Raw genomic sequence first — 18,660 nt, forward strand, 5'->3', positions numbered from 1 at the left:
GTGTGTATAAGAGACAGCCCCGCCCCCGCCCTGCGCGCCGCCTTCACGCGCGCGTGCGGCACGGCACTGACCGCCACCGGCATGCCCCGCGCCCTCGGCCCCACGCTGCGCCGCGCCTCCGTACGGCTGTCCCGCGCGGGCAGCGCCGACCCGGCCCCGTACGCCCTCGTACGCCGCACCTACGGCACCAGCCGCTCCGCCCGCGCACTCCTCGCCGAGCACGCCACCTACGCCGATGTCGCGGCCCAACTCGTATACGTACGACGGCAGTTCACGCTTCCCGCCGGGCTGCCCGTGACCGTGCTCGCGGCGGGCGCGGAACGGCGCTGGCTGGAGCGGCAGCGCGCCCTGGCCGGACGGCTCGGCGCCGAGTTCCGCACCTCGCCCGAGGCCGGACACCTCGTCATGCTCGACCGGCCGCACGACGTGGCCCGCGCGGTCCTCGACCTCGACCTCGGCCCGGCTACGCGCCCCGCGCCTTGAGCAGGTCCGCCATGAGCCGCAGCTCCGACTCCTGGGCCGTCACCATGCCCTCCGCCAGATCGCGCTCCACCCCCGGACGGCACTGGTCCACACAGCCCTGAGCCATGTGCACCCCGCCCTTGTGGTGCTCCGTCATCAGCTTCAGGAACAGCACCTCGGCCCGCTCACCGTCCGCCTTCGCGAGCCGCGCTAGCTCGGCCTTGGTGGCCATACCGGGCATCAACGCCCCGTCGTGGTCCGCCTCCTGGCCGCCACCGTGCCCGGAACCGTGCTCCATGCCGGGCATGTCATCCATATCGCCCATGTCCATCCACGCCATCGGGGGTCCGGCCGACACCTTCGGCAGCCCCCACAGGTCGAGCCAGCCGAGCATCATGCCGCGCTGGTTGGCCTGCGTGTTGGCGATGTCGTACGCGAGCCTGCGGACCTCCTCGTCGTCCGTGCGGTCCCGTACGACGAAGGACATCTCCACGGCCTGCTGGTGGTGCACCGCCATGTCCCGGGCGAAGCCCGCGTCCGCGGAGTCCGCCGACGGGTGCTCGGGCGCGGCCGCCGGTGCGGGGTCGTGGACCGTGCCGCCCGCGAGCGCGGCGGTCACCCCGCCCCCGGCGGCGGCGAACACCACCGCCGCGCACACGGCGACCCACCCCGCCTTCCTCACTGCGCCATCCCACCCGTGCAGGCCGCGCCCGGCTCGGGGGTCTGCTTGCCCTGCACGTACTTGGCGAAGAACAGGTCCACCCGCGGGTCCTTCGCGCTGTCCACGGTCAGCTGCTTGCCCCAGGCGCTCAGCATCAGCGCGCCCTTCTGCTCGTTCACCGGACTCATCAGGGAGTACGGGGTCGCGCTCACCTTCGCCCGCAGCGCCTTGAGGTCGGCGGGCTTCGCCTGCGCGTTGTACGTCACCCAAACGGCCCCGTGCTCCAGAGAGTGCACCGCGTGCCTGTCCGGGACGGCCTTCTCGTAGACATCGCCGTTGCAGTTCATCCACACCTGGTCGTGGTCGCCGCCGACCGGAGGGGTCATCGGGTAGTCCACCGGCTTGGTGACATGGGTGCGTCCCAGCTTCTTCGCGTCCCAGCTTTTCTCGCCCTCGACGGACTTCCCGGCCGCGTCCTTGCGCGCCTTGTCCTGCCGCTTCTGCTCGGCCGCGACCCGCGCCGCCTCCTCCTTCTTCTCGTTCTGATCCGTGATGAACAGATACGAGCCGAAGCCGACGAGCCCGGCGACCACGGCCGCCGACACCACGATCGCGATGGTCCGGTTGCGGCGCTCACGCGCCCGGTCGGCGCGGCGCATCTCCTCTATTCGGGCCTTGCGCGCGTTCGACGAAGAATTGCTGGAACCCATGGCCATGTCCTTCGGTGCTCGCTTACGGAAAGGTACGGAAGACGGGTGCTGGCGGCCCGCTGTGCGGCCCGCTGATCGTAGTGGCCACCGGGATGTCGTACGCCACAAGGGGCCCGTAATCTGGCGGAAACCCCCGGCCTCGATACTGAAGCCTCCAACCGTGCCGGGGCGGTGGTGCACAGACCGTCTGAACTGCAAGGATGTAGCTATGGACAAGCAGCAGGAATTCGTGCTCCGCACGCTCGAGGAACGCGACATCCGCTTCGTACGCCTGTGGTTCACCGACGTCCTGGGCTTCCTCAAGTCGGTCGCGGTCGCCCCGGCCGAGCTGGAGCAGGCCTTCGACGAGGGCATCGGCTTCGACGGCTCCGCGATCGAGGGCTTCGCCCGGGTCTACGAATCGGACATGATCGCCAAGCCCGACCCGGCGACGTTCCAGATCCTGCCGTGGCGCGCGGAGGCCCCGGGCACCGCCCGGATGTTCTGCGACATCCTCATGCCGGACGGCTCCCCGTCGTACGCCGACCCCCGCTTCGTCCTCAAGCGCATCCTCGCCAAGACCTCGGACCTGGGCTTCACCTTCTACACCCACCCCGAGATCGAGTTCTTCCTGCTCAAGGACAAGCCGCTGGACGGCACCCGCCCCACCCCCGCCGACAACTCCGGCTACTTCGACCACACCCCGCAGAACGTCGGCATGGACTTCCGCCGGCAGGCCATCACGATGCTCGAATCCATGGGCATCTCGGTCGAGTTCAGCCACCACGAGGGTGCGCCGGGCCAGCAGGAGATCGACCTGCGGTACGCGGACGCGCTCTCCACCGCCGACAACATCATGACGTTCCGCCTGGTCATGAAGCAGGTCGCGCTCGAGCAGGGGGTCAACGCGACCTTCATGCCCAAGCCGTTCTCCGAGCACCCCGGCTCGGGCATGCACACCCACCTCTCGCTCTTCGAGGGCGACCGCAACGCGTTCTACGAGTCCGGCTCCGAGTACCAACTCTCCAAGGTCGGCCGCTCGTTCATCGCCGGCCTGCTCCGGCACGCCGCGGAGATCTCCGCGGTCACCAACCAGTGGGTCAACTCCTACAAGCGCATCTGGGGCGGCTCGGAGCGCACCGCGGGCGCGGGCGGCGAGGCCCCCTCGTACATCTGCTGGGGCCACAACAACCGCTCGGCCCTGATCCGCGTCCCCATGTACAAGCCAGGCAAGACCGGCTCGGCCCGTGTCGAGGTCCGCTCCATCGACTCCGGCGCCAACCCCTACCTCGCCTACGCGGTCCTGCTCGCCGCCGGCCTCAAGGGCATCGAGGAGGGCTACGAACTCCCGCCCGGCGCCGACGACGACGTCTGGGCCCTCCGCGACGCCGAACGCCGCGCCCTCGGCATCGAGCCTCTGCCGCAGAACCTCGGCGAGGCCATCGCCCTGATGGAACGCAGCGAACTCGTCGCCGAGACGCTGGGGGAGCACGTGTACGACTTCTTCCTGCGCAACAAGAAGCAGGAGTGGGAGGAGTACCGCAGCGAGGTCACGGCCTTCGAGCTGCGGAAGAACCTGCCGGTTCTGTAAGGGAGTTGACGGGGTGGTGCGGGGCGCGTGCCCCGCACCACCCCGTCGCCGTCGGCGTCAGATCACCGACCGCAGCGGCTTCTCCGCACGTACGCGGTACTCCTGGATCGCCCAGCCGTTGCCGTCCGGGTCCTTGAAGTACATGAACGTGCCGCCGTCCTGCTCCGCGTACGACACCGGGTCGGTCACCTGCACGCCGCGTCCGGACAGTTCCTTGTGGGCCGCCTTGATGTCCGGCACGCACAACTGCAGCCCCTGGTACGAGCCCGGCGTGGGGACCGGGTCGAGGTTCAGGGCCGAGAGGTTGTTGCTCAGTGCCACCGAACAGCCCGAGCCGGGCGGGGTGAGCTGGACGATGCGGATGCCCGGCATGACGTCGCCGTCGAAGTCGGCGTGGAAGCCGAGCTTGTCGCGGTAGAACTCCTTGGCCCGGTCCACGTCCGAGACGGGCACCATGATGACCTCGAGGGTGTACTCCATCGTTCTGCTCCTTGACTGATCGGCCCGCGGTCTCAGAACTGCCAGCGGGTCTGGCTGAACGGCTCGCCCTTGCCGAAACCGAGCACCTTGCGCGGGGCGACCGCGAAGACCAGCGCACTGCCCGCGCCGTGCTGGAAGTGGCCGTCCCGCACCTCGTAGTGCCAGAACGGGCCGTACTTCTCCTCCCAGGCGCGAGCGAGGACACGCAGCCGCGCGTCGTCGGCGACCCGGACGGCCGTGCCCTCCACCACCAGGTCGTACCCCTGGTCCCAGGTGTTCGTGCCGGTGGTCAGGACCACCTGCGGGTTGTCCGCGAGGTTGCGGGCCTTGCGCTCCTCGGCGCCGGTGGCGAAGTGCAGTGCGCCGTCCGCCCACACCGCGGGCAGCGGCGTGACGTGCGGGTGGCCGTCGGGGCGCACCGTGGAGATCCAGAAGAGTTCCGCGTCCCGCAGTCGCGCCTCGGTCTCGGACCAGTCGGGCGCGACGGCGCCCGCACTGCTGTAACGGGTGTCGACCTCGCCCCGTGGTGTGTTGCTGTTCGGCATGTCGGCCTCCTCCAACCGATCCTGCCCCGCCGCCGCGCGCCCCGCAGCGGAACGGCACTTGCCGAAGGTTCCGACACCGGTCACTGCGACTACGCTCACTTCCGTACGACGTGATCACACGGGAGGCCGAACATGACCACGCCGGGGCGGAGAAGCAGTACGTTCACACGGCTGCTGCGGCACGGCTTCACCGATGCCTCCACATCCGCGCGGCTCCTCGACAGCCCCGCGCTCGCCCCGGTCCATACCGACCCCGTGCTGCTCGACGCACTCGGTGCCACCGCCGACCCCGACCTGGCGCTGCTCGGCCTGGTCCGGCTCGTCGAGGCGCAGCCCGCGGACGACCCCGCCGAGCGGCAGTCGCTGCTCGACACCCTGCTGGCCGCGAAGCCGCTGCGCGACCGCCTCCTCGGGGTGCTCGGCGCCTCCGAGGCACTCGGCGACCACCTGGCCCGCCACCCCCGCGACTGGCAGGCCCTGGTGACGTACGAGGCGGCCGATCTGCACCCGGGCGTCGAGGAGTTCGAGCAGGGCCTCGCCGATGCCACCGACCCGGTGTCGCTGCGCGTCGCCTACCGCCGCTGCCTGCTCTCCATCGCCGCGCGCGACGTCTGCGGCACCACCGACGTCGCCGAGACCGCCGCCGAACTCGCCGACCTCGCCACCGCCACCCTCCGCGCCGCCCTCGCCATCGCCCGCGCCGCCGCCCCCGAGGACGCCGCGCTCTGCTCGCTCGCGGTGATCGCCATGGGCAAGTGCGGCGGCCACGAGCTGAACTACGTCTCCGACGTCGACGTCATCTTCGTCGCCGAGCCCGCCGACGGAGCCTTCGGCGGCGACGGAGCCGACGAGACGAAAGCCATGCAGGCCGCCACCCGGCTCGCCTCGCACATGATGCGGATCTGCTCCGAGACGAACGTCGAGGGCACCATCTGGCCCGTCGACGCCAACCTCCGCCCCGAGGGGCGCAACGGCCCGCTGGTGCGCACCCTCTCCTCGCACCTCGCGTACTACCAGCGCTGGGCGAAGACCTGGGAGTTCCAGGCCCTGCTCAAGGCCCGCCCGGTCGCCGGTGACCCCGAACTCGGCGAGGAGTACGTGGCGACCCTCGCCCCACTCGTCTGGCAAGCCGCCGAACGCGACAACTTCGTACCCGACGTGCAGAAGATGCGCCGCCGCGTCGTCGAGGGCATCCCCGCCACCGAGATCGAACGCGAACTGAAGCTCGGCCCCGGCGGCCTCCGGGACGTCGAATTCGCCGTCCAGATGCTGCAGTTGGTGCACGGCAGGGCCGACGCCACGCTGCGCAGCGGCAGCACCCTCGAAGCCCTGAAGGCCCTCGCCGAAGGCGGGTACGTGGGCCGCGCCGACGCCGCCCAGCTCGACGACGCGTACCGCTTCCTGCGCGCCATGGAGCACCGCATCCAGCTCTACCGCCTGCGCCGCACCCACCTGGTCCCCGAGGACGAGCCGGGCCTGCGGCGCCTCGGCCGCTCCCTCGGCCTGCGCACCGACCCGGTCGCCGAGCTGAACCGCGCCTGGAAACGGCACGCGTCCGTGGTGCGCCGCCTGCACGAGAAGCTGTTCTACCGCCCGCTCCTGGATGCCGTGGCCCAGCTCGCCCCCGGCGAGACCCGGCTCTCCGCGGACGCCGCCCGCGAGCGCCTCGTCGCCCTCGGGTACGCGGACCCGGCCGCCGCCTTGCGCCACCTGGAGGCCCTCGCCTCCGGCGTCACCCGCAAGGCCGCGATCCAGCGCACCCTGCTGCCCGTACTGCTCGGCTGGTTCGCGGACTCCGCCGACCCGGACGCCGGACTGCTCGGCTTCCGCAAGGTCTCCGACGCGCTCGGCAAGACCCCCTGGTACCTGCGGCTGCTCCGCGACGAGGGCGCCGCCGCGGAGAACCTCGCCCGCGTCCTGTCCGCCGGCCGGCTCGCCCCCGACCTGCTGCTGCGCGCGCCCGAAGCGGTCGCGCTGCTCGGCGACCCCCGCGGCCTCGAACCCCGCGACCGGGACCACCTGGAGCAGGAGATCCTCGCCGCGGTGCGCCGCTCCGACGGCGCCGAACACGCGGTGGCGGTCGCCCGCGGGGTACGCCGCCGCGAGCTGTTCCGTACGGCCGCGGGCGACCTGATCGGCTCGTACGGCACCGAGGAGAGCCCCGCCGAAGCCGATCCCGGCGCGCTCGTCGACCGGGTCGGGAACGCGATCTCCGACCTCACGGCCGCCACCCTCGCCGGGACGCTGCGCGCCGTCGTCCGCGCCGGCTGGGGGGACGAGCTGCCCACCCGGTTCGCGGTCATCGGCATGGGCCGCTTCGGCGGCCACGAGCTGGGCTACGGCTCCGACGCCGACGTGCTCCTCGTGCACGAACCGCGCGAGGGCGTCGACGAGCAGGAGGCGTCCCGTGCCGCGAACCATGTGGTCGCCGAGATGCGCCGCCTGCTCCAGCTGCCCACCGCCGACCCGCCGCTGCTCATCGACGCCGACCTGCGGCCCGAGGGCAAGAGCGGCCCCCTGGTCCGCACCCTCGGCTCGTACGCCGCGTACTACCGCCGCTGGTCGCACGTCTGGGAGAGCCAGGCGCTGCTGCGTGCCGAGCCGGTCGCGGGCGACGCGGACCTGGGGCGCCGTTTCGTCGAGCTGATCGACCCGCTGCGCTACCCCGCCGAGGGCCTCGGCGACGACGCGGTGCGCGAGATCCGCCGCCTCAAGGCCCGGATGGAGGCCGAGCGGATGCCGCGCGGCGCCGACCCGACGCTGCACGCCAAGCTGGGCCGCGGCGGCCTGTCGGACGTCGAGTGGGCCGTGCAGCTCCTCCAGTTGCAGCAGGGCTGGGCGGAGCCGGGTCTGCGCACCACCAGGACCCGTGAGGCGCTCGCCGCGGCCTGCGCGGCGGAGCTGCTTTCCACCGAGGACGCGTCGGTACTCGACGAGGCCTGGGTGCTCGCCACCCGGGTGCGGAACGCGGTGATGCTGGTGCGCGGCCGGGCCGGCGACACCTTCCCGTCGGACGGCCGCGAGCTGGCCGCGGTCGGCCGCTATCTCGGGTACGAGCCGGGCACGGTCGGCGAGATGATCGACGACTACCGACGGATCACCCGCCGCGCACGGGCCGTGGTGGAGGAGCTGTTCTACGGGGCTGCGGGGTAGGCGGTCCGTGCGGCAGTGTCGGCTCGGGCACCGTCCGGCACCGTCATGGCCCGCGTCATCGCCCTGCGGGCTCGTCCTCAAGGGCCGGACGGGCTGATGCGCCAGGCGGCGTCGCCGGTTCTCCGCCGGCCCGTGGCGGCTGGGCGCGCAGTTCCCCGCGCCCCTCTCGGGGCGCCCGGTGCGGGGCCCTGCCGTACCAGAGGCGGGTCACGCCGAGGCCGACGAGGAGGCAGAGCAGGCCGCCCACCGCGTCGAGCCAGAAGTGGTTGCCCGTCGCGATGATGACCACAAGCGTCGTGACCGGGTACAGCACCGCGAGCACCCGCACCCAGCGCACCCGGGACAGCGCGAACACGGCGAGGCCGCACCAGAGGGACCAGCCGATGTGCATGGACGGCATCGCCGCGTACTGGTTGGTCATGTGCTTCAGGTCGCCGGACGCCATCGAACCCCAGGTCTGGTGCACCACGACCGTGTCGATGAAGCCGCCGCCGTCGAACAGCCGGGGCGGGGCGAGCGGGAAGAAGTAGAAACCGACCAGGGCGATTCCGGTGGTCACGAAGAGGACCGTACGCATTGCCGCGTACCGCCCCGGATGCCGGCGGTAGAGCCATACGAGCACGCCGATCGTGACCACGAAATGCAAGGTCGCGTAGTAGTAGTTCATGCCGACGACGAGCCATGTCACGGAATCCACGGAGTGGTTGACGGCCCGCTCGAATCCGAGGCCGACCGCGCGTTCCGCCTGCCAGATCCAGTCGGCGTTCTGCAGTGCCGCCGTTTTCTGTTCCGGTACCGCATTGCGGACGAGGGAGTACAGCCAGTAACTGACCGCGATCAAGGCCAGCTCGTACCAGAGGCGGGGACGCCGGGGGCTGCGCAGCCGGCGCAGGAGCGAGTGGGCCGCGGGGGCTCCGACTTCGCCGTCGATGGGTGATGTGCAGGCCGCTTCCGGGCCTTTCCCTGTGTTCACAGTCGTGTCACCCATGGAGAGAAAGTCTGCCAGATCCTCCCCTTTGCCCGATCATCCTCCGGGTGGGTCCGGGCTGCATTTTCTACGTCTCAGGAATGATGTTCAGGGTGTACGGAACCCCGGAATTCAGGGGCGGGAACCCTTAGGGGCGGAAGCGGTTGAACCGCGAACCACCAGTTCGGGCATGAACACGAATTCGCTCTGAGGAGTGGGAGTTCCGGCGATCTCTTCGAGGAGTGTGTTCACCGCGGCCTGGCCCATCGCCGTGACCGGCTTGCGCACCGTGGTCAGCGGCGGGTCGGTGAAGGCGATCAGCGGGGAGTCGTCGAAGCCGACCACCGAGATGTCGTCCGGGACCTCGAGGCCGCGCTGCCGCGCCGCCCGTATGGCACCGAGGGCCATCATGTCGCTCGCGCACACCACGGCCGTGCAGCCGCGGTCGAGCAGGGCCGTGGCCGCCGCCTGCCCGCCCTCCAGGGTGTACAGCGAGTGCTGCACCAGGCGGTCGTGGATCTCCTCGTCGCGCAGGCCGAGCTGCTCCCGCACCGCCTGCACGAACCCCTCGATCTTCCGCTGCACCGGCACGAACCGCTTCGGGCCCAGGGCGAGCCCGATGTCCGTGTGCCCGAGCGAGACGAGGTGGGTCACGGCCAGGCTCATCGCGGCCCGGTCGTCGGGGGAGATGAACGGGGCCCGCACCTTCGGCGAGAAGCCGTCCACAAGCACGAAGGGCACGCCCTGGGCGCGCAGCTGCTCGTACCGCTCCATGTCCGCCGTGGTGTCGGCGTGCAGACCGGAGACGAAGATGATGCCGCTGACCCCGCGGTCCACCAGCATCTCGGTGAGCTCGTCCTCGGTGGAACCGCCGGGTGTCTGGGTGGCCAGGACCGGGGTGTACCCCTGCCGGGTCAGGGCCTGTCCGATGACCTGGGCGAGGGCCGGGAAGATCGGGTTCTCCAGCTCAGGGGTGATCAGTCCGACCAGGCCCGCGCTGCGGCTGCGCAGCCGCACCGGGCGTTCGTAGCCGAGCACGTCGAGGGCGGCAAGCACGGACTGGCGGGTGGTCGCGGCGACGCCCGGCTTTCCGTTCAGCACCCTGCTGACCGTGGCCTCGCTGACCCCCGCCTGGGCTGCGATGTCGGCAAGCCTCGCGGTCATGGCCTGGACTGTACCGGGCGGATCTCGCACTGCCCACCACATGTGGACAACCGAGCAGGTCCGGAGGCGTTCCGCGCGGAGGGGAACGGGAGGGTGGTGCCGCCCAGTTGGCGCCGTCCGGGCGTTCAGCCGAGCCGCTTCTCGAGCAGCGTCACACCGTACGTACTGCCGTCCGCGGCCACCTTGTCGGTCAGCTCGCCGGCGACCGTGTACCCGGCCGACTCGTAGTACGCGCGAAGCCGCGGGTTGGATGAGACGCAGTCGAGGCGGCTGAGGGCGCGGCCCCGGTCCGCGATCCGGCGCTCGGCCGCGGCGAGGAGCGCGCGGCCGGTGCCGGGCGCCGCGTCGCGGGCCGTCATCAGGCGGTGCACATATCCGGCCACCGGCTCCCTGACCCCCCAGGCGGCTATGTCCTCCCACCACAACTCCCAGGCGCCTACGGCGACTTCGTCACGGGAGGCCAGCCAGACCTCGCCCTGTTCCATCCGGGCCCGGAAGTGCGCGGCGTCCTTCCCGCCGGGCTTCCACTGCTCGATGCCACGCTCGGCCATCCACCGGGCGGCCCCGTCGTACAGCTCGACCAGCGTGGTCAGGTCCGCTTCGCTGTCGGTGGCGTGCCGGAGGGTGAGCTCGTGGGCAAGGTCAGTTCTCATGCCCGGAATTATGCGGCGCGGGTGGTGAAGGGGCGTGCCGGGGGCCCGAGTTCACGGGGAGAGCGGGGGTCAGCGGGGTCAGTGGGTCGGCGGGGTCAGCGGGGGGACGGGACCAGGGTCACCAGGCGCTCGACCAGGTCGCCGAACGGGCCCTCGGGCGGCTCCGTGGCAAGCACGCGGCGCAGGATCGCCGCCATCTCGTCGTCGTACGCCGCGCTCACCGCGGTCAGCGCCCCGAAGTCGTGCACCAGCTGCAACTCCAGCTCGGCACGCGGCACTTGGCGGCCGTCCAGCCAGAGCAGCGCCGTGGACTCGGCGAGCGAGACCCAGGAGCGCACGACGAGTTCGAGCCGGGCGGACGGCACCCTGATGTCCAGGTGCGCGAGGATCTGCTCGTACGCCGCCTGCCGCACCGAGTCGATCAGGGCGTTGGTGGCCGAGGAGCCCACCGCGGGGCCGCCGCGCATCAGGGCCGAGAAGCCGGGGCCGTGCTCGTCCACGAAGTCGAAGAAACGGCCCATCACCCGCAACAGCCGCGCCCCGAGCGGGCCCTCGCGCGGCTCCCGGAAGCGCTCCGCCAGATCCTCGGCGGCCTTGCGCAGCGCCGCCTCGTACAGGCTGAGCTTGCCCGGGAAGTAGTGGTACACCAGCGGGCGGGATATTCCCGCCGCGGTGGCTATCTCGTCGATGGAGACCTCGTCGGGGGAGCGGTGGCTGAACAGCTCGAGCGCTACGGCGATCAGCTGCTGTCGCCGCTCCTCGACCCCCATCCTGCGGCGCACCCCGGTCGTCATACGAACACCCTAACGGGCCGGGGTGCGTTCACGTCCGGCCCGTCCGGTCCGTCGGGCCGTCCGGTGGGGAACAACCGGGGCCTACAGGTCGAGGGTCAGCTTGCCGCCCCGCGCGCGGGACACGCAGATCAGCATGGAGTCGCGCCGCTCCTCGTCCGTGAGCAACTCGTCCCGGTGCTCCACCTCGCCCGCCACCACCCGCTGTTGGCACGTACCGCAGAAGCCCTGCGCGCAGGAGTACGCGATGTCCGGCAGCTCCCGGCGCACCGCCGTGAGCGCCGTCTCGTCGGCGGCGACGGTCACCGTGGTGCGGCTGCGCCGCAGTTCGAGCTCGAACGGGGCGTTGCCCTCGGTGGCCGCGGCCGGAGTGAACCGCTCCAGATGCAGCGTGCTGCCCGTCGGCAGCGCGGCGGCCACCGCGTCCATCAGGCCCTCGGGCCCGCAGCAGTAGACGGCCGCGGCGGGCGGGATTCCGTCGAACAGCGCGGCCGGGTCCGGCCGTCCGGTCTCGTCCTCGGCGAGCACCGTGACCCGCCCGGCGCCCCCGATCCGCTCCACCTCGTCAAGGAACGGCATCGACGCGCGCGTACGGCCCGCGTACACGAGCCGCCACTCGGCGCCCGCCGCCTGTGCCGCGCGCAGCATCGGCAGGATCGGCGTGATGCCGATGCCACCGGCCACGAAGACGTACGCGTGCGAGGAGACCAGCGGGAAACGGTTGCGCGGCCCGCGTACCTCGATCCCGGTGCCCTCGGCCAGCTGCTCGTGCACCTCGCGCGAGCCGCCGCGGCCGTCCTCGATCAGCCGGGTCGCCACGGTGTACGCGGAGCGGTCCGCCGGGTCGCCGCAGAGCGAGTACTGCCGGACCGCGCCCGAGGGCAGCACCAGGTCGAGGTGGGCGCCCGGCTCCCAGGGCGGCAGTTCGGCGCCCGCGCGCGGCTCCAGGCGAAGCCGGACCACGCCGTCGGCGACCACGGTGCGGCCCGCCACCGTCAGCAACTGGGCGCGGCCGCGCGGGCGGCCCGATATCGGGGTGTCGAGCGCGGGCATCGGCCACAGCGGCGCGTGCCCCATCCGTCGCCGTACGGCCCGTCTGACGAGCAGGGCGGCACCCGTGACGGCGAGGACGGTGCGGAATCCGGGCATGTCAGGCGGCACCCTTCTCACGGGCCTCGGCGGCGAGGGCGGCGGGCGACGACGCCAGGTAGGCGACGGCCTGCTCGGTGGAACCCTCCTGCGAGGGGTGGTAGGCGCGGGCCAGATAGCGGGGGATGGAACGCGCCATCGCGCCCGCCGTCGGCAGCACCCCCTGCCTGCCCCTGTCGAAGAACTCCTTGAACGAGGCCCGGCCGTCGTCGAGCGTCGGGTCGTTCTCCATGAAGAAGCGCGTCCCGCGCTGCCACAGGAAGACCAGCGCGGTGAACGCGAGACCCCAGGTCCGCACCCGCCGCTTGTACGAGCCGTCGAGATGCATGAACAGCTCGAACGCCACCGAGCGGTGCTCGACCTCCTCCGCGCCGTGCCAGCGCAGCAGGTCCAGCATCGTCGGGTCGGCGCCGCGCCGGTCCAACTCCTCGGCGTTCAGCACCCAGTCGCCCAGGAATGCGGTGTAGTGCTCGATCGCCGCGATCAGCGCGATCCGCTCGAGCAGCCACCACTTGCGGGCCTTGCCGGGCGGCAGCGTCCGGTCGCCGAGCAGCTTCTCGAAGAACCAGTCGACCTGCGCCGTGTACGGGGTGGGGTCGAGGCCCTGCTCCCGCAGATGCGGCAGCACCTCGTCGTGGGCCTGCGAGTGCATGGCCTCCTGGCCGATGAACCCGATGACGTCGGCGCGCAGTTGCTCGTCCTTGATGTACGGAAGGATCTGCTTGTACACGTGCACGAACCAGCGTTCGCCCGCGGGCAGCAGCAGATGCAGGACGTTGATGGTGTGCGTGGCGAAGGGGTCGTCCGGGATCCAGTGGAGCGGGGTCTCCTCCCAGGCGAAGGAGACCTTCCGGGCCTTGAGTTCCACCCGCTCGGACGCGAGCGGCTCGGGCACCCGGGCCGACCAGGCCTGCTGCGTATTAGACATGGCGTCAATGTACTGACGGGTACGGCTTGGGTGTACCCCTTGGACGCACCTTTCTCGTCCCTCTGAGCACACCGCCCCCTACGGCCTGAGCGCACCGCTCCCTACCGTCTGAGCGCACCGCCCCCTACGGCCTGAGCACACCACCCCTTACCGTCTGGGCACACCGCCCCTACCGCAGCGCCGACACCGGTGTTCCGTCCGCGAGCCGGCCCGTGAGCTCCGCCCGCGCACCCTTGCGGGCGGGCGCCGCGAGTACGTTGCCGCGGGCCGCGCCCGCAGCGCCGCCCGTGGCGCGGACCGAGGCGACCTCCTTGCTGCCCGCCGCGAGCACATGCCAGTTCCCCGCCCGCGACTTCCACAGCACCCCGGCGAGCACCCGGGGGTCGCGTACCCCGCAGGACGGCGAGTCCTGCGCCTTGGCCGCGACGGCGCCGGTCGCCTTGCCCGGCGCCTGGAACTGGGCGAGCACCCTGCTGCCCGTGCCCCGCCAAGTGTCGGCCCGCGTGCACACCCAGGTCGCCGTGCCATTGCCCTCGGGCAGCCGCTGACTCGCGTACGCCCACGAGTTCACCGACCGCACCCCGTGGGTCCGCACCGTCGGCAGCAGGCACGCCGTACCCGCCCAACTCGCCTGCGCCGCCCGCCCGGTGACCTCACGCGGCGCCTCAGGACGCCCGGCGGTGAGGTGCGCGGGCGTGAGTTCGCCCAGGTCGGCGTGGAGCCGGGTGCCGCTGTCGTCCCGCAGTTCGAGCGCGCTCACCGAGGTGCAGGTGGTGGCCTGCGCGGCGCTGGTCAACGCGGCCGTCACCCCGTCCACCGAACGACGCAGTGGCCGCGCGCCCTCCGTCGGCCGCAGCAGGTCGCGCACCGCCGCGCCGCGCACCCACGGCGCCGTCAGGTAACGCACGGTGCCGTCTCCGCGTCCCACCACCACCGCACCCGACGACGCCGCCTGCGCCCCGTCGACCCGCGCGAAGTCCAGCGCCGCGCCGCCCGTACCGTCCCGCGGCTCCGCGTACCGCACGAGGCGCAACCCGTCGTGCAGCACCACCACGCGGGCCTGTCCGACCTCGCCCGCGTACAGCAGTTGGGCCGGTCCCGGCGGTGCGCCCGACGGGGTGCCGGGGGTCGCCGACACCTGTACGGACGTGCCGGGGCGCGCCCACACGGCGAGCGCCCGGCGCAGCAGCCCGCGGTCGTCGGTGAGGGCGCCGCGGGCGGGCCACACCGAGAAGTCCGTACGCGCCGAGCGGCGCCAGGTCTCCGGCTCGACCCGCGTCAACCGGCCCGGATCCAGGGCCGCTTCGGCCGCCGGGTTCTGCGCGTACGGCGGGGCGGCAGCGCCGTTCGGGCCCCAGCCTTCGCCGGGCAGGGCCAGCAACGTCCCGCACACCAGCGCCGCGGCCGCCGCCACGAGCGCCGCCCGCCCGTGCTGTCTGCGCCGCACCAGATCGGTGGGCCGCGCCTGCAGCGAGCACGGGTCGAACTCGGGCGAGTCGAGCAGCGCGTACGCCGCGTCCACGCCGTCCGCCTCCGCGAGCGCGGCGTGCGGGTCCGCCACCCCGGCCGCCTCCAGCATCCGCCGCACCTCGGTGTCCGCCAGCCGCTCCAGACCACGCAGCACGTACGCGGCGCGGGCCGGTCCGCTCAGCGCGGAGAGCCGCTGGTCCAGGGCGAGTTCATCGGCCCCGCCGGAGCGCGGGAACAGTCGCAGGCCCCACACCTGCGGCAGCAGCGACGGCAGTTGCGAGCGCCGCGGCCAGGCCCGCCGCAGCAGCGGCCGCCCCGCCTCCAGCGCGCTGCGCAGCACCCGCAGCCGTACGTACCCGTACCCCGGGTCGCCGTCGCGCCCGCCCGCCGCACGCTGCGCCGGGATCACGGAACGCTCCACGGCGGCACGACCGCGGGGCAGGGCGCGCTGAGTGATCGCGTGCGCGGTCAGCACCCGGCGGTTACGTCCGAGCGACGGCGGCAGTACGAGATAGCCGAGCCGCACGAGTCGGGGGTAGTGCTCGACCAGCGCGGCCTCGGCCTGCTCGACGTCGACGACGGGCGCGGGGGTGGCTGCGGCCGCGGTTCGGGTGGTGGCATCCGAGGAACTCACGTTCAGCAGAACGAGCGAATCGTCAGATGGTCACCCGAACTGGCCGGAGTGCGGCGGTGGTTGACGGGGCTATTCGAGGGTGAAGCCGCTGAACTCGGCCGTTCCGCGTGCTCCGCTGCCGCCGTGGGTGGCTGTCATGAAGAGGCCCACGTCCTGGGTGGCCGTCGCGCCCCCGACCGGCACTTCGGCGACCGTCCGCCAGGTCGTCCCGTCGTCCGTCGAGCACGCGCCCCAAAACGTCCCGGCCTCCCGTCTCAGCCGCAGCAGCACCGGCGCCTTGATGCCCGTGATCCGCTGGTACGTGTCCAAGGTGCCGTCGCCGTTCGTGTCGTAGGAGAGCGCCACTCCGTTCGCCGGTGTCACCGACAGGTTCACGAACCCGGGGGAGCCGGGCGTCGCCAGGGAGTTGCGGGCCACGATGCCCGCACGCGCCCAGGGGCCGGTGGCGTCCTGCGCGTCCACCCGCACCGTCACCGTGACCCCGTCCTTCAGGGCGCCCTCGCGGTACGCGGCACCGAACTCGCTGGTCCCCTTCCACAGGTCCTGGCCCCCGCCGTTGATCGCGTACCGCCCCTCCAACTGGCCGAAGACAGCGGCACTGTTGGTGTACGTCCGCCACGCCGGGTCCAGCGGCCCGGCCACGTACAGGCTGTCCTTGACGACCGTGCTCACCCGGTCCTCCCCACGCGGGCCGTACCGCACCGACAGCTCGTACGGCAGGGGGCGCAGTGGCTGCGTCAGCGGTTCGGCCGGGGCCTCGGCCCGCCAGGTCACCTTGCCCGTGCCGGCGGCGGGCACCGACGGGAGCGAGGTGCTGCCCTCCGGCTGAGCGTCGAGGCCGGTGAGCGCGAAGTCCACCTGGCCCGTGTCGCGCAGCCCGTTGACGTTGGTGAAAACCGCCTGCACACGCGCGTGCCCGCCGGGAGGGAACGCGGGCGGCTCGGCGGTGAGGGCGACGGTGCCCTGATACGGGGCGCGGGCCAGGACGTCGTGCGCCTGCCGTGCCGTGCGGTACGCGTCGTTCGGCGGGCGCAGCGGATAGGACTTCCGCTCCCGCGTCCATGGTTCCTCGACCGCGTACCAGTCGAAGGGCCGCGGCTCGCGTCCCGCGGCGAGGGCGTCCTCCAGCTCGTCGAGGTACGCCGTCCACTGCGGCAGGTGGAAGTCGCCGATCAGGCCGTGCCAGTCCCGGTTGGCGTAGCGTGCGAGCCGCCCGCCGTCCGCGGTGGCACGGTCCGCCCAGGTCGTGATCAACACCCGGGCCGTGCGCTCCAGTTGCTCCGCCTCGGTGGGCGAGGATGCCGTCCGGAGCGCGTCGTCCAGCCACGGCCCGAGCAGGAACGCGCGGTGCGAGCCGGTCACGTCCTCGCTCAGCCGCATCAGCTTCAGCCAGAGCCGCGCGAGTGCCCGGAACGTCTCCAGGTCCTTCCTGCCGTACGCCGCCCTCAGCTGCGGCAGCAACTGCCAGGAACGGTTGGCCAGCGCCTGCCGGGCCACGTCGGTGAGGTCGTGGCGGTACGCGTCCGAGCCGCGCAGCGGCTCCCGCACCCCGAGCAGCGCCGCGAACGCCCGGTCGAACCCGCCGGGTGGGAACGCGGGTGTGTGCGTGGCGTAGTACGTACCGGAGTTGGCGGTCAGGCTCGGCCGCGCCGCGAAGATCGAGTCGTGCGGGCGGCCGTCCTTGCTGGTGATCCGGTACGCGGTGTCGCGCAGCGCGGCCATCGCCTCGCGGGCCTGCCCGTCCCGGCCGCCGTAGCGCAGGTCGGCGTACTCCTGGAACCACTGGGCCCGGTCAACTGCCTCGTCCCGCCAGGCCAGTTCGGTGAACAGCTCGAGCGCCGCGGGGTCGCGCTCCGCCGCCTCCGGCATGTACGCGGTGCCGACCAGCTTCGAGCCCGGCTTGTCCCGCCACACCGTGAACCGCTCGGTCCACATATGGGTCTTCGCGCCGATGGTGGTGCGGCCGCCGAAGTTGGGGATGGTGCCGAAGGCGTAGGGCGCGCCGCCCCAGTCCTTCTCCCGGTCGGTGACGGTCTCCAGGTCGGAGAGGCCGTCGACGATCAGCAGGTGCCGCTTGTCGAGCGCGTCGATGAGTTCGCGGCGCGGGTTCGCCTGCCAGCCGAGGATCGCCCAGGTCGCGCCGGGCCGTGCGCGTCGCAGTGCGCTCTCCACGGCGCGCGCCGCCTCCGGCACCGGCACGTCACCCGCCGAGCCGCCCTCGTGCAGCAGGTCCATCTTGAACACGTCGACCTCGCCGAACAGTTCGCCCTGGTGCCGGTAGAAGGCGGCCGCCACCTCGGCGAAGGAGTCCGTGCGCGGGTCGAGCCAGTCCGGCCGCTTCAGGCCCGACCAGTCGCCCTGCGGGACCGTACGCGCGCCCGGGTTGCGCTCCGCGAAGCCGTCCGGGACGGTCCCGAAGTAGCCGGGGAGCACCGGCCGCATGTCGAACTCCCGCAGCCGGTCCGCGATCCGCCGCCCCAAGTCGGCCCGCTTGCCGATCAGTTCGTGACCGAGCGGGCCGCCGTACGCGCTCATGTTCTGCAGCAGCCACCACGGCTGGTGCGTGGGGGCGGGCAGCCAGCCACGGGCCTCGGTGTCGGAGTACCCGAAGTCCTGCAACAGGCGGTGGTAGACGGCCTCCTGCCCCGCGGTGACCAGGACTTCGTTGCAGCCGTGCAGCGCGAGCACGTCGATCATGCGCTCCCAGCGGGGCCAGTCCGCGTACGGGGCGGTGTAGCCGTCGTGGGTGTCGTTGAAGACGAAGCGGTGCGGGACGGTGGCCGCGCGCTCCAGGGGGCGGTCGGGCTCCGGAAGCCGCTCCGGCAGGTCGAGTTGGCTGCCCGACCAGGAGATGTGGGCACCGCACGTGTACTTCAGATACCAGTGCACCCCGGCGAGCAGGGCGAGCCGCCCCGTGCCCGCGACCGTGATCCGCCCCGTGGAACCGGTGACCCGGAACCGCTCCCCGCTCGCCGACAGCCGGGTGAGGTGGAACTGGTCCGCGTGCTCAGGGAGCAGCCGGCCGAGCGCGGCACGCACGGGTCCCGTGTCGAAGTCGGTCTCCTGCGCCGGGACTTGGGCGGGGACTTGGGTGGGGTCTTGGCTGGGGTGGCCCGCGGCGGAGGCCGGGACGGCGGTGCCGAGAACGCTGCCGAGGCCGACGGCGCCGGTGGTCCCCAGGAGTCTGCGGCGTGACGGATCAGTCATGGTGTGCCCCCCTCTGTCGTCATGTGCGGCGCACGCTAACGGGACGGTCGGTGGTGCTCAACGGTGCTTACGGAGCTGGCGCGTTCGCGTCGGCGGGCGGGGTGGAGGTGGTGGAC

General features: G+C 72.4%; 14 protein-coding genes and 1 pseudogene. 3 read left to right on the forward strand and 12 right to left on the reverse strand.

What is annotated here, in order from left to right; translation table 11 throughout:
• A pseudogene (locus tag GUY60_RS17520) lies at positions 1-483 on the forward strand (alpha/beta fold hydrolase); the annotation flags it as partial.
• Here the strand turns inward: GUY60_RS17520 and GUY60_RS17525 are convergent.
• Together GUY60_RS17525 and GUY60_RS17530 are read right to left on the reverse strand one after the other, a co-directional pair.
• On the reverse strand, positions 464-1,144 hold the full coding sequence (locus GUY60_RS17525; protein ID WP_161698841.1) for a DUF305 domain-containing protein: 681 nt from the start codon (positions 1,142-1,144) through the stop codon (positions 464-466). The pseudogene GUY60_RS17520 and the gene GUY60_RS17525 overlap by 20 nt on opposite strands.
• A complete protein-coding gene (locus GUY60_RS17530; protein WP_187370053.1) occupies positions 1,141-1,833 on the reverse strand; it encodes a thioredoxin-like domain-containing protein in 693 nt (230 codons plus the stop codon). The genes GUY60_RS17525 and GUY60_RS17530 overlap by 4 nt, the downstream gene beginning before the upstream one ends.
• Positions 1,834-2,041: 208 nt before the next feature.
• On the opposite strand from GUY60_RS17530, the gene glnA2 reads away from it, so the two are divergent.
• The gene (glnA2, locus tag GUY60_RS17535; RefSeq protein ID WP_161698843.1) at positions 2,042-3,403 is read left to right on the forward strand and encodes a gamma-glutamylpolyamine synthetase GlnA2; all 1,362 of its coding nucleotides are present in this window, start codon (positions 2,042-2,044) and stop codon (positions 3,401-3,403) included.
• 57 nt (positions 3,404-3,460) lie between these two features.
• Here glnA2 and GUY60_RS17540 read toward each other — a convergent pair whose 3' ends face one another.
• Both GUY60_RS17540 and GUY60_RS17545 read right to left on the reverse strand, forming a co-directional pair.
• On the reverse strand, positions 3,461-3,883 hold the full coding sequence (locus GUY60_RS17540; RefSeq protein ID WP_161698845.1) for a VOC family protein: 423 nt from the start codon (positions 3,881-3,883) through the stop codon (positions 3,461-3,463).
• Between the two features lie 32 nt (positions 3,884-3,915).
• Positions 3,916-4,428, reverse strand: a complete 513-nt coding sequence (locus GUY60_RS17545; protein ID WP_161698847.1) for a pyridoxamine 5'-phosphate oxidase family protein — start codon at positions 4,426-4,428, stop codon at positions 3,916-3,918.
• 132 nt (positions 4,429-4,560) lie between these two features.
• On the opposite strand from GUY60_RS17545, the gene GUY60_RS17550 reads away from it, so the two are divergent.
• The gene (locus GUY60_RS17550; RefSeq protein ID WP_161698849.1) at positions 4,561-7,581 is read left to right on the forward strand and encodes a bifunctional [glutamine synthetase] adenylyltransferase/[glutamine synthetase]-adenylyl-L-tyrosine phosphorylase; all 3,021 of its coding nucleotides are present in this window, start codon (positions 4,561-4,563) and stop codon (positions 7,579-7,581) included.
• A gap of 55 nt (positions 7,582-7,636) precedes the next feature.
• Here GUY60_RS17550 and GUY60_RS17555 read toward each other — a convergent pair whose 3' ends face one another.
• The 8 genes from GUY60_RS17555 to GUY60_RS17590 form a co-directional block, all read right to left on the reverse strand.
• On the reverse strand, positions 7,637-8,569 hold the full coding sequence (locus tag GUY60_RS17555) for a phosphatase PAP2 family protein (protein WP_161698851.1): 933 nt from the start codon (positions 8,567-8,569) through the stop codon (positions 7,637-7,639).
• A gap of 111 nt (positions 8,570-8,680) precedes the next feature.
• The gene (locus GUY60_RS17560) at positions 8,681-9,712 is read right to left on the reverse strand and encodes a LacI family DNA-binding transcriptional regulator (RefSeq protein WP_161698853.1); all 1,032 of its coding nucleotides are present in this window, start codon (positions 9,710-9,712) and stop codon (positions 8,681-8,683) included.
• A gap of 125 nt (positions 9,713-9,837) precedes the next feature.
• Positions 9,838-10,365, reverse strand: coding sequence for a GNAT family N-acetyltransferase (locus GUY60_RS17565; RefSeq protein WP_161698855.1), 528 nt, complete (start codon positions 10,363-10,365; stop codon positions 9,838-9,840).
• Between the two features lie 95 nt (positions 10,366-10,460).
• Positions 10,461-11,159 carry a TetR/AcrR family transcriptional regulator gene (locus GUY60_RS17570; protein WP_161698857.1) on the reverse strand — a complete coding sequence of 233 codons (699 nt, stop codon included), beginning with the start codon at positions 11,157-11,159 and terminating at the stop codon, positions 10,461-10,463.
• Positions 11,160-11,240: 81 nt separating this feature from the next.
• Positions 11,241-12,305 (reverse strand): PDR/VanB family oxidoreductase, encoded by a 1,065-nt coding sequence (locus GUY60_RS17575; RefSeq protein ID WP_161698859.1) that lies wholly within the window; start codon positions 12,303-12,305, stop codon positions 11,241-11,243.
• Between the two features lies 1 nt (position 12,306).
• Positions 12,307-13,233, reverse strand: coding sequence for a metal-dependent hydrolase (locus GUY60_RS17580; RefSeq protein ID WP_161698861.1), 927 nt, complete (start codon positions 13,231-13,233; stop codon positions 12,307-12,309).
• Positions 13,234-13,402: 169 nt separating this feature from the next.
• Positions 13,403-15,337, reverse strand: coding sequence for a hypothetical protein (locus GUY60_RS17585; RefSeq protein ID WP_161698863.1), 1,935 nt, complete (start codon positions 15,335-15,337; stop codon positions 13,403-13,405).
• A 69-nt stretch (positions 15,338-15,406) separates the two neighbouring features.
• A complete protein-coding gene (locus GUY60_RS17590; RefSeq protein ID WP_161698865.1) occupies positions 15,407-18,544 on the reverse strand; it encodes an alpha-N-acetylglucosaminidase in 3,138 nt (1,045 codons plus the stop codon).
• Positions 18,545-18,660: the final 116 nt, after the last annotated feature.

Origin of the sequence: Streptomyces boluensis, from assembly GCF_009908195.1 — a bacterium.
GTDB classification, from domain to species: Bacteria; Actinomycetota; Actinomycetes; order Streptomycetales; family Streptomycetaceae; genus Streptomyces; species Streptomyces boluensis.